Source organism: Dissulfurispira sp., assembly GCF_036745535.1.
Lineage (GTDB): Bacteria > Nitrospirota > Thermodesulfovibrionia > Thermodesulfovibrionales > Dissulfurispiraceae > Dissulfurispira.
In genome coordinates this window covers 1-8993 of the sequence record NZ_DAIOFX010000064.1, presented here as the reverse complement: position 1 = coordinate 8993, position 8993 = coordinate 1, and the positions used below count along the sequence as shown (strand labels likewise).

12 protein-coding genes are annotated in these 8993 nt (G+C 43.9%); 2 read left to right on the top strand and 10 right to left on the bottom strand.

The features are described 5' to 3' along the window. Positions 1-52: 52 nt before the first annotated feature. The 5 genes from V7L97_RS09795 to V7L97_RS09775 all read right to left on the bottom strand — a co-directional run bounded on the left by V7L97_RS09795 (position 53) and on the right by V7L97_RS09775 (position 5749). Positions 53-511 carry an Hsp20/alpha crystallin family protein gene (locus V7L97_RS09795; RefSeq protein WP_333655495.1) on the bottom strand — a complete coding sequence of 153 codons (459 nt, stop codon included), beginning with the start codon at positions 509-511 and terminating at the stop codon, positions 53-55. Positions 512-554: 43 nt separating this feature from the next. Further along, a complete protein-coding gene (clpB, locus tag V7L97_RS09790) occupies positions 555-3197 on the bottom strand; it encodes an ATP-dependent chaperone ClpB (protein WP_333655493.1) in 2643 nt (880 codons plus the stop codon). Between the two features lie 116 nt (positions 3198-3313). Beyond that, positions 3314-3628: a MerR family transcriptional regulator gene (locus V7L97_RS09785; protein ID WP_333655492.1), complete on the bottom strand. Its 315-nt coding sequence runs from the start codon at positions 3626-3628 to the stop codon at positions 3314-3316. A gap of 40 nt (positions 3629-3668) precedes the next feature. Beyond that, positions 3669-4730 carry a molecular chaperone DnaJ gene (gene dnaJ / locus V7L97_RS09780; protein ID WP_333655489.1) on the bottom strand — a complete coding sequence of 354 codons (1062 nt, stop codon included), beginning with the start codon at positions 4728-4730 and terminating at the stop codon, positions 3669-3671. Between the two features lie 293 nt (positions 4731-5023). Continuing rightward, complete coding sequence (locus V7L97_RS09775; protein ID WP_333655488.1) at positions 5024-5749, bottom strand: DUF3108 domain-containing protein; 726 nt, start codon at positions 5747-5749, stop codon at positions 5024-5026. A gap of 37 nt (positions 5750-5786) precedes the next feature. On the opposite strand from V7L97_RS09775, the gene hisA reads away from it, so the two are divergent. Both hisA and hisF read left to right on the top strand, forming a co-directional pair. Further along, positions 5787-6512, top strand: a complete 726-nt coding sequence (hisA, locus tag V7L97_RS09770; RefSeq protein WP_333655487.1) for a 1-(5-phosphoribosyl)-5-[(5-phosphoribosylamino)methylideneamino]imidazole-4-carboxamide isomerase — start codon at positions 5787-5789, stop codon at positions 6510-6512. A 1-nt stretch (position 6513) separates the two neighbouring features. Further along, positions 6514-7377, top strand: a complete 864-nt coding sequence (gene hisF / locus V7L97_RS09765) for an imidazole glycerol phosphate synthase subunit HisF (protein WP_333655485.1) — start codon at positions 6514-6516, stop codon at positions 7375-7377. A gap of 36 nt (positions 7378-7413) precedes the next feature. Here hisF and V7L97_RS09760 read toward each other — a convergent pair whose 3' ends face one another. The 5 genes from V7L97_RS09760 to V7L97_RS09740 all read right to left on the bottom strand — a co-directional run. After that, positions 7414-7899 carry a DUF3368 domain-containing protein gene (locus tag V7L97_RS09760; protein ID WP_333655482.1) on the bottom strand — a complete coding sequence of 162 codons (486 nt, stop codon included), beginning with the start codon at positions 7897-7899 and terminating at the stop codon, positions 7414-7416. Beyond that, positions 7886-8128: a UPF0175 family protein gene (locus tag V7L97_RS09755; protein ID WP_333655480.1), complete on the bottom strand. Its 243-nt coding sequence runs from the start codon at positions 8126-8128 to the stop codon at positions 7886-7888. The genes V7L97_RS09760 and V7L97_RS09755 overlap by 14 nt, the downstream gene beginning before the upstream one ends. Positions 8129-8178: 50 nt before the next feature. Beyond that, on the bottom strand, positions 8179-8337 hold the full coding sequence (locus tag V7L97_RS09750) for a hypothetical protein (protein WP_333655478.1): 159 nt from the start codon (positions 8335-8337) through the stop codon (positions 8179-8181). 58 nt (positions 8338-8395) lie between these two features. Beyond that, on the bottom strand, positions 8396-8722 hold the full coding sequence (locus V7L97_RS09745) for a DUF5615 family PIN-like protein (protein WP_333655477.1): 327 nt from the start codon (positions 8720-8722) through the stop codon (positions 8396-8398). After that, the coding region (locus tag V7L97_RS09740) for a DUF433 domain-containing protein (RefSeq protein WP_333655475.1) at positions 8719-8993 on the bottom strand (275 nt) is incomplete at its 5' end. The genes V7L97_RS09745 and V7L97_RS09740, both read right to left, overlap by 4 nt.

The following is an 8993-nucleotide window of genomic DNA, read 5'->3' as shown; positions in this document are numbered from 1 at the left end:
GGAGCTTAAAGGCATAAAGAGGGTGGGATTTTATCCCGCCCTCTTTATATTTTTACGATACTTCTATCTTAATCTCCTTCGGCCTTGCCTCTTCCCTCTTTGGAAGCACTATCTCGAGCACCCCGTTTTTAAAGGATGCCTTTGCCTTTTCGCTGTCAACCTCTGCAGGCAAAGCAATTGTCCTCGTAAAGCTTCCATAGCTTATTTCAGCGGCATAATAGTCTTCCTCTTTTATCTCCTCTTCTTTCCTTGCCTCACCTTTTAATGTAAGGGAATCCTTTGTTATTGTCAGGTCTATGTCTTCTTTGGCAACGCCTGGAAGCTCTGCCTTCACTACAATTTCGTTCTTTCTGTCGTACATATCGATGTTTGGAACAATCACACCCATCTCCGGCTTAAGCCAGCCCCGCCTCCTTCTGGTAATGGGAGAGAAAAACTCCCCGAAGAGCCTGTCCATGTCTTTTCTCATCTCTTCGAGTTCTTTTAATGGGCTCCATTTTACGATTGACATAGCCAACCTCCTAATTTAGCTAAATTCGAGGGTCAAAGACCCTTTATTGCACGGCTTCAGCAATTGTTAGCTTGCTGAATACCATTTTGTCATCTGCAAAATCCACTTCTACAACATCTCCTTCCCTGAATGTGCCGTCAAGTAGCTTCAATGCAAGGGGATTGAGTATCTCCTTCTGAATTGCCCGTTTTAAAGGCCTTGCGCCGTAAACAGGGTCATATCCTGCCTTTGCAATGAACTCTTTGGCGCCATCAGTAAGGACAATGTCAAGCCTCTTTTCGTGGAGATATTTTTTCATCCTGTTTACCTGAATCTCAACAATCTGCTTAAGCAGTTCCTCGCTCAGCGGATTGAATATTATGGTCTCGTCAATCCTGTTCAGGAATTCCGGCCTGAAGAATGTCTTAAGGTCCTCCATGACTTTGTCTTTTAATTCCTTCTCGTTTTCGCTCCAGTGCGCAGGCCTTTTTATCCTCTCCTCTAATATCTCCTGAATATGGGTGCTGCCGATGTTTGATGTCATTATGACCACGGTATTTCTGAAATCCACAGTGCGTCCATGCCCGTCTGTAAGCCTGCCGTCGTCAAGCAACTGGAGCAGGATGTTGAAGACCTCCTGATGCGCCTTTTCCACTTCATCGAATAGGATTACGGAATAAGGCCTTCTCCGTACTGCTTCTGTAAGCTGTCCGCCCTCTTCATATCCCACATAGCCCGGAGGCGCTCCAACGAGTCTTGACACGGTATGCCGCTCCTGATATTCGGACATGTCGATCCTTATCATTGCAGCCTCATCGTCAAACATAAACTCCGCAAGTGCCTTTGCCAGTTCTGTCTTTCCCACGCCTGTAGGCCCGAGGAACAGAAAAGAGCCTATGGGCCTGTTCGGGTCCTGAAGACCTGCCCTTGCCCTTCTTATGGCATCGGATACTGCAACAATCGCCTTATCCTGACCAACAACCCTGAGCCTCAGCCTGTCCTCCATATGTATGAGCTTCTGGACCTCTGTCTCCAGCATCCTTGAAACAGGAACACCTGTCCATTTGGATACGACCTCTGCAATGTCCTCTTCATCCACCTCTTCCTTAAGCATCTTTCTTCTCTTCTGTGTTTCCTGAAGCCTTATATTTTCTCCATCCAGCGCCTTCTGGAGTTCGAGGAGTCGACCGTATCTCAGTTCAGCAGCCTTTGTGAGATCTCCTTCCCTTTCTGCCTTTTCCGACTCTGTCTTTGCCTTTTCTATCTGCTCCTTTATATCCCTTATTTTCTGTATCACCTCTTTTTCGCTCAGCCACTGTGCCCTTAACGAATCCCCTTTTGCCTGTAGTTCTGCCATTTCCCTGCCGAGTTTTTCGAGTTTTTCCTTTGCATCGGGGGAGCCGTCATCCCTCATCAATGCCTGTTTTTCTATCTCAAGCTGTCTCAATCTCCTCTCTATCTCGTCCAGTTCCACGGGCATGCTGTCTATCTCCATCCTGAGTCTTGCTGCGGACTCATCGATGAGATCTATGGCCTTATCAGGCAGGAATCTGTCTGTTATGTACCTGTGGGAAAGGACTGCTGCGGCTATAAGGGCGGAGTCCTTTATCTTTACTCCATGATGAACTTCATATTTTTCTTTGAGTCCCCTCAAAATGGAGATGGTATCCTCTGCAGAGGGCTCTTTTATATAAACAGGTTGAAATCTCCTTTCGAGTGCAGGGTCTTTTTCTATATGCTTTCTGTATTCATCAACGGTTGTGGCGCCGATGCATCTCAATTCTCCTCTTGCAAGAGCGGGTTTCAACATATTGGCTGCATCGACAGCACCTTCTGCAGCGCCTGCGCCAACGAGCGTGTGAAGCTCGTCAATGAAGGTTATTATCTTCCCTTCGGACTGTTCTATTTCTTTTAATACTGCTTTTAGTCTCTCTTCAAATTCTCCTCTGTATTTAGAACCGGCAACGAGACTTCCGATGTCAAGGCCTATCAAACGCTTATCCCGCAATGTTTCGGGCACATCGCCTGCAATTATCCTCTGCGCAAGTCCTTCTGCTATTGCTGTTTTTCCAACGCCCGGGTCGCCTATAAGCACCGGATTATTCTTTGTCCTTCTCGAAAGCACATGAATTACCCTTCTTATCTCTTCATCCCTTCCGATTACAGGGTCGAGCTTTCCCTTTTTTGCAAGGTCTGTAAGGTCTTTGGCATATCGTGCAATCGCCTGATATTTTTCTTCGGGATTAGGGTCTGTTACACGGTGAACTCCACGGATCTCCCTCATTGCAGAAAGAATGTTATCAGGAGCTGCACCGTATCTCTTAAGGATATCAGATGCCGGGCCATATGCCTTTGAAATGGAAATGAGCAGATGCTCGACGCTTATGAATTCATCTGTTAAATGTGTTGCCTCTTCAAATGCCTTTTCCAGCACGGTTTTTAGTCTTGGAGCTATATAGATCTGTCCGAGAGGTGTTGCACCGGAGACCTTCGGGAACTTTTCTATTTCCTTATCAATGTCTGTCTTTAAAGAATTTATGTCTACATTAAGACGCTTGAGTATCTGGTATGCTATTCCCTCTTCGTCCTCAAGGAGCGCATAGAGGAGATGTTCCACATCGAGCTGTTGATTGCCCTTTGCCTCTGCAATCCTCTGGGCCTCCTGCAGCGCCTCCTGGCTTTTTACTGTCAATTTGTCCAATCTCATTGTTCTTCCTCTAATAGCATTCATTTCGTCATTCCCGTGAAAACAGGAATCCAGCAACTTGTTTTCTCCTGGATTCCTGCTTCCGCAGAAATGACAACAAAAAGTCTTTTAATTACCTATTCTTCGCTGAATATCCTTCTTAATTTCTCTTCGAAATGACGTCTTATGTCTTCTTCCATGAAACGCATCATTTCCCGCATCTCTTCCTGCATTGACTGCATCCTGTTCCGCATCCGAAGGATTATGTCCACACCCGCCTTATTAACTCCGAGCTCCTTTGTTAGTTTTATAACAAGATTTAACCTCTCTATATCATCATCAGAATAAAGCCTCTGTTTATTTACCCTATGGGGCTGGACAAATCCCTCCCTCTCGTACATCCGCAATGTCTGGGGATGCACTTCAAGGATTCTTGAAACTGCGCTTATCATATATACAGGGCTGCTCTTATCCTGCCTTCTTCTAACTATTTTATTGCCTCCTCATCCCCTTTCGCGGGTTTTCTTTATAAAGGGCCTCTATTTTATTTATTGCCTCTTTTGCGCTCTCGGGAATATCCTTTGGAACCACTATCTTTATATCTACATATTCATCGCCTCTGTGTTTTGTTTTGGGAGAGACGAATCCCTTTCCTGAAAGCTTGAATCGCTGCCCTCCCTGTGTACCAGGCGGAAGCTTCATGGCAGCAGTGCCGTCTATTGTCGGCACCTCTATCTTTGCACCAAATGCTGCCTCCCCAAATGTTACAGGCAACTGCACATAAATATCATCGCCCTTACGTTTAAATACAGGATGCGGTTTTATGGTTATTTCGAGCAGCAGGTCGCCTGCCGGCCCTCCTCCTATGCCTGCATTGCCCATGCCTTTTAGTTTTACGATAGAACCGTCGTCAACGCCAGCAGGAATTTTTACTTTTAAGGGTTCTGTGTATACAGTTTTGCCTCTTCCTCCGCATTTCTTGCATACGGATGTAATCTTTCTTCCCGAGCCGTGGCATTCAGGGCATGTCTGGGCGATCTTGAAAAAGCCCTTTGATGTCTGGATTTTTCCTGTCCCCCTGCATGCAGGGCATGACTGAGAAGATTCAGCGCCCGTGCTGTTACATGCATCGCAATTAATAGTGCGCGTAATGCTTATTGGTCTGGTTACTCCAGTGAATGCATCTTCGAGGGTGAGTTCAATGCCCATGCGGATGTCTTCGCCCCTGGCATAATGCTCTGCTGCTCTGAATCTCGTGCCGAATATATCGCCGAAGTCAAAGGTTTCTTCAAATCCAGGCCACTTGAATCCTTCAAATCCTGGAAACTCATAAGCGGTTCCTGCCCTATCGTATTCTGCACGCTTTTGTGGGTCGCCGAGCACAGCGTATGCCTCGTTTATCTCCTTGAATTTCTCCCCGGCAGTCTTGTCTCCGGGATTCAGGTCAGGATGATACTTCCGCGCAAGCTTTCTGAAAGCCTTTTTAATCTCATCCTGAGATGCATCCTTGCCTACGCCGAGTATCTGGTAATAGTCTTTTACTGTTGTGGGCATCTTCTTACCTCTATTTGCTCATATAATAATACTTTAGTCATAGCTTGTCAAGTATTTTTATCCGATTGCAGTCCGCAAAGAAACTTTCTAATACAGGATAGCAGGTGTGACGAAAGGCCTTAAATAGCGATACCTTAGAGTCGAACCCTCCCGCTGTTTAAGGGCAACTTCAGTATTACCTATTGCATTCAGCAGAAAAACAGGCAATACGGTTTCTTATCGCATTATTTAAGGCTTGAGAGCATACCTGCTATCCATGTTTACGCATTTAGATGCAAACAGTGGGTATGCTTCTAATGTTTCCCGCCCACAAGGACTGCCTTGACAGAGCCGAGCTGCACTTTGGTTTTCAGCAGCACCGGCGTTCTCTTTTCATCATCGGTAAGCCAGATCAGGATGTCCCCTTTTCTGTAAAAAATGCCCTCTGATTTTATGAGGGGTTTTATGAGGATGGTCTTGAATGTGCCAAGAGGCGTTTCTATGGTCTCCTTATTTAATACCTGTATTTCTACCTTGTATAGTTTTTTATTGTCGAACACTTCTATAAAAACCGATTTGCCGACCTCCAGAGGAAGCCTTCTGGCATAATAAAGGCAGGAGAGGGGATCGAGGGTCGAATCGTTTATGTCATAACTTGTTGTCTCATTGTTGAGATGGTTTATGTATTTGGCCTTTTTTGCTGTATGGTCAAAGACGATCTCCTTATCCCTCCTGTATTTCCCTTCCCTGAGCTTTATCCTGTAGTTTTGAGGAATTCCGACAAAATTCTGGGATCGCTCTTTCTTCAGGGTACTGACCACGGTATCATCCACCTTATAGAAAATGGATACCCATTTTGCCGAGTTTGCCTTTGATATGAATTGTATCTGAGTGCCGTTGTCTTTTGCCTCAAGGATAGATTCTCCTGCTTTTATTCCTGCCCATGTGAGGTCGTAATGGAGCTTCTCAGGGATATCAAAAGCAAGGGCATCAGCAGAGATATATATGGCGAATACAAAAATCAAGAATTTAAATTTCATATTTCATTTCCTGAAACACTTTTTGTTATATTACCCTATGATTGTAATTCCTGCAATAGATTTAAAGGATGGCCTCTGCGTGAGACTTCTTCAGGGCAAAAAGGAAGACGCCACTGTGTATTCGGATGATCCTTTATCAACTGCCCGGAGATGGGAATCATGCGGCGCAAAGCTCCTTCATGTTGTTGACCTCGACGGCGCCTTTACTGGCAATCAAAAAAATATAGAGAGCATCCGCAGGATCAGGGAAGCGGTGAAGATGGATATAGAGGTGGGCGGAGGAATAAGGGATATGGAGAGGATCGACCTGCTTATATCCATTGGAATCAACAGAGTGATTCTGGGCACTGTTGCCATAGAAAAACCAGAGCTTGTAAAAGAGGCATGTAAAAAATATCCCGGCAGAGTGGTTGTTGGTATCGATGCTAAAAGCGGTTTTGTCGCTGTAAAGGGATGGGTGGAGGTGACCCATGTTGAGGCAAAAGAGCTTGCATTAAAAATGCAGGATTATGGAGTTACCGGAATAATCTATACTGATATTTCAAAAGACGGTATGATGACCGGGCCGAATATCGAGGCAACACGTGAAATGGTTGAAACGCTTAACATCCCTGTCATAGCATCTGGAGGAGTATCGTCTATCGATGACATAAAAAATTTAATGACGATAAAAAATCTCTGGGGAGCAATCACAGGGAAGGCAATATATTCGGGTGCAATCGATTTAAAAGAAGCAATAAAATTAACAGAAGGACATTCTTGATATGCTTGCAAAAAGAATTATTCCGTGCCTTGATGTTAGGGATGGCAGGGTTGTAAAAGGTGTGAAGTTTGTCAAAATCAGGGATGCAGGAGACCCTGTTGAGAATGCAATATTTTATGATGAACAGGGCGCTGATGAGCTTGTATTCCTCGATATAACTGCATCTCATGAGAAAAGAAAGATAATCCTCGATGTTGTGGAAAGAACAGCAACAGATGTATTCATGCCATTGACTGTGGGCGGAGGCATAAAGACACCGGATGACATAAGAGACCTGCTTAATGCAGGATGCGACAAGGTTTCGATAAATACTACTGCTGTGAATAATCCTGATTTTATAAGACAGGCTGCGGAGAGATTTGGAAGCCAGTGCATTGTTGTTGCAATCGATGCAAAGAGAGTTCATGATTCGAGATTCGAGATCAGGAATCCTGACGAAGTCCCCGATTGGCTAAGATTGTCAGAAGAACTCAGTGAGAGGTTACTAATTACGCCTCACGCCTCACGCCTTACGAGTCTATGGGAGGTTTTCACTCACGGAGGAAGAAAGCCAAAGAGCATGAATGCTGTTGAATGGGCAAAATACATGGAGGAGCTTGGCGCAGGAGAAATCCTTCTTACGAGCATGGACAGGGACGGCACAAAAGAAGGATTCGACCTCGATCTGACACGGGCTGTTTCAGAGGCTGTATCGATACCTGTAATCGCATCCGGAGGCGTTGGAAATCTTGAGCATCTGTATGAGGGCATTGTCAAGGGTAAAGCAGATGCAGTGCTTGCAGCATCAATATTTCACTACAGGGAATATACGATTAGAGAGGCGAAGGAATATCTGAAGGCAAAGGGTGTGCCTGTAAGATTGTAAGCTTCAAGGAGTTTTTCTTTTTTATATAAACGAATATTATAGTTCCTCAAGCATTTTAGCGGCTTTTTGCAATATATCCGGATGAATCCTGAAATCCTCTGATTTCATTTTTTCCAGCAGAGAAATCGCCTCTGCCTTGTCAAGCAATCCTTTCTTTACGGCCCTGAGTATAACTCCTATAGTTCCGGCAACCGCAAACCCTTCCTCTTTAGCAGCCTTCCTTACTTTTCTCTCATTCGAAAGAAAAAGAGTTGCCTTCATCTCCTCTCCAAGAGTTTTTACATGGGCTTCTCCAATATGAATGCCGTGTTTTTCAGCAATATTTTCTGCCAAGTCTTTTGAAGTCGCAAAAACCTTAAGAAATGAATTTATCGCTTCATGGATAGCAGGATTATCTTTGCCCGTAATTTCTGACCTGATATATTCAGGGATTGCAACTTCAATATACAGAGAGCGCAGAACTGATAGCTTATCAAGTTTTGAAAGGTGTATTATGACATCAGCGTCGCTAACTACGAGCATAGGAGATGTCTTCGTCGAGTTCTTCTGTACCGTAGTTTATATATGTTTTTCTTTTCATGAGAATATCGAACATCTCATTCAGGCTTATACCCAATAGTTCCGCAGCCTGCCTGAGAGTAAGCAAACCTTCTCTGTAGAACTCAACAACAAGGGTTTCGTTTATGAACCTGTCATACGGCTTTTTTATATGCTCGGATATTTTTTCAGGTATCTTGACCGATATCTCCATCTGATGCCTCCTTTTGATTGATTATAGCATGAAAAAATGGGGTAGATTTGTTATCTTCCCTCTACAATCCCCCTCTCCTCCTCCGTTATCCCATATAGCCAATAGACAATATCATCTATTTTTTCATCTGTAACTGCTATCTCTCTTTCAACCTTTTCTCTTTCTGCTGATGGAGGAAGAGAATCTTTCTTTTTATAAAGTTCAAGCATCCTGTCAACGAGGGTGACGAGTTTGTCGTGAATGGCTTTTTCAGGGTGGTTGTTGAGGTCATAGAAACTCTATATGATTTTCCATATCTTTGGCAGTTAAAATGCTTGCTATTAATTCAACTCCTCTGATGCATTGACCTATAGATATGCTCTCTGGATGCGCAAATATTACTCCATGATGTTGAGTCGCCTGATTGCTCGCCAATCTCAAAAAATCAGTATCATGCGTTAGAATGACTGCCTTTATTTCAGATGCTTTCTCAATATGAAAAGCATCAGGCTTGCCTGCATATCCAAGCTCAATTGCTGATATTACCTCTATTCCACGTCTGCGCAAGCCTTCAATTATAGAACGCTCTATATTTTCATCAGCATAAATCTTCATCTGATTTTTGCTTTTAGTTTAGATGAATACTGTCTTTTAATCGTGGTTAGAAAAGCCTGATCTTCTCTGTATTTTTCATCAAACATTTTTTTATGTTCATAGTAGTAAGAGAGAGCGTCATGGACTTGTTCGAGCCTTAAATGTGGGAACTCATTAATGATATTATCAGGACTCATTCCCATCAGTTCATATCTAATCGCTATATCCAATACTTTTATGCGAGTGCCTTTGATAATCGGCTGTTTGCCCGCAATCTTAGGGTCTATAGAGA

Excerpts from the sequence above, each read along its gene's own strand:
- dnaJ (WP_333655489.1), bottom strand. The coding sequence starts at position 4,730 with ATGCCCACAACAGTAAAAGACTATTACCAGATACTCGGCGTAGGCAAG.
- V7L97_RS09745 (WP_333655477.1), bottom strand. The coding sequence starts at position 8,722 with ATGAAGATTTATGCTGATGAAAATATAGAGCGTTCTATAATTGAAGGC.
- clpB (WP_333655493.1), bottom strand. The coding sequence starts at position 3,197 with ATGAGATTGGACAAATTGACAGTAAAAAGCCAGGAGGCGCTGCAGGAG.
- V7L97_RS09750 (WP_333655478.1), bottom strand. The coding sequence starts at position 8,337 with ATGCTTGAACTTTATAAAAAGAAAGATTCTCTTCCTCCATCAGCAGAA.
- V7L97_RS09795 (WP_333655495.1), bottom strand. The coding sequence starts at position 511 with ATGTCAATCGTAAAATGGAGCCCATTAAAAGAACTCGAAGAGATGAGA.
- V7L97_RS09755 (WP_333655480.1), bottom strand. The coding sequence starts at position 8,128 with ATGGAGATATCGGTCAAGATACCTGAAAAAATATCCGAGCATATAAAA.
- hisA (WP_333655487.1), top strand. The coding sequence starts at position 5,787 with ATGATTGTAATTCCTGCAATAGATTTAAAGGATGGCCTCTGCGTGAGA.
- V7L97_RS09775 (WP_333655488.1), bottom strand. The coding sequence starts at position 5,749 with ATGAAATTTAAATTCTTGATTTTTGTATTCGCCATATATATCTCTGCT.
- V7L97_RS09760 (WP_333655482.1), bottom strand. The coding sequence starts at position 7,899 with ATGCTCGTAGTTAGCGACGCTGATGTCATAATACACCTTTCAAAACTT.
- V7L97_RS09785 (WP_333655492.1), bottom strand. The coding sequence starts at position 3,628 with ATGATAAGCGCAGTTTCAAGAATCCTTGAAGTGCATCCCCAGACATTG.
- hisF (WP_333655485.1), top strand. The coding sequence starts at position 6,514 with ATGCTTGCAAAAAGAATTATTCCGTGCCTTGATGTTAGGGATGGCAGG.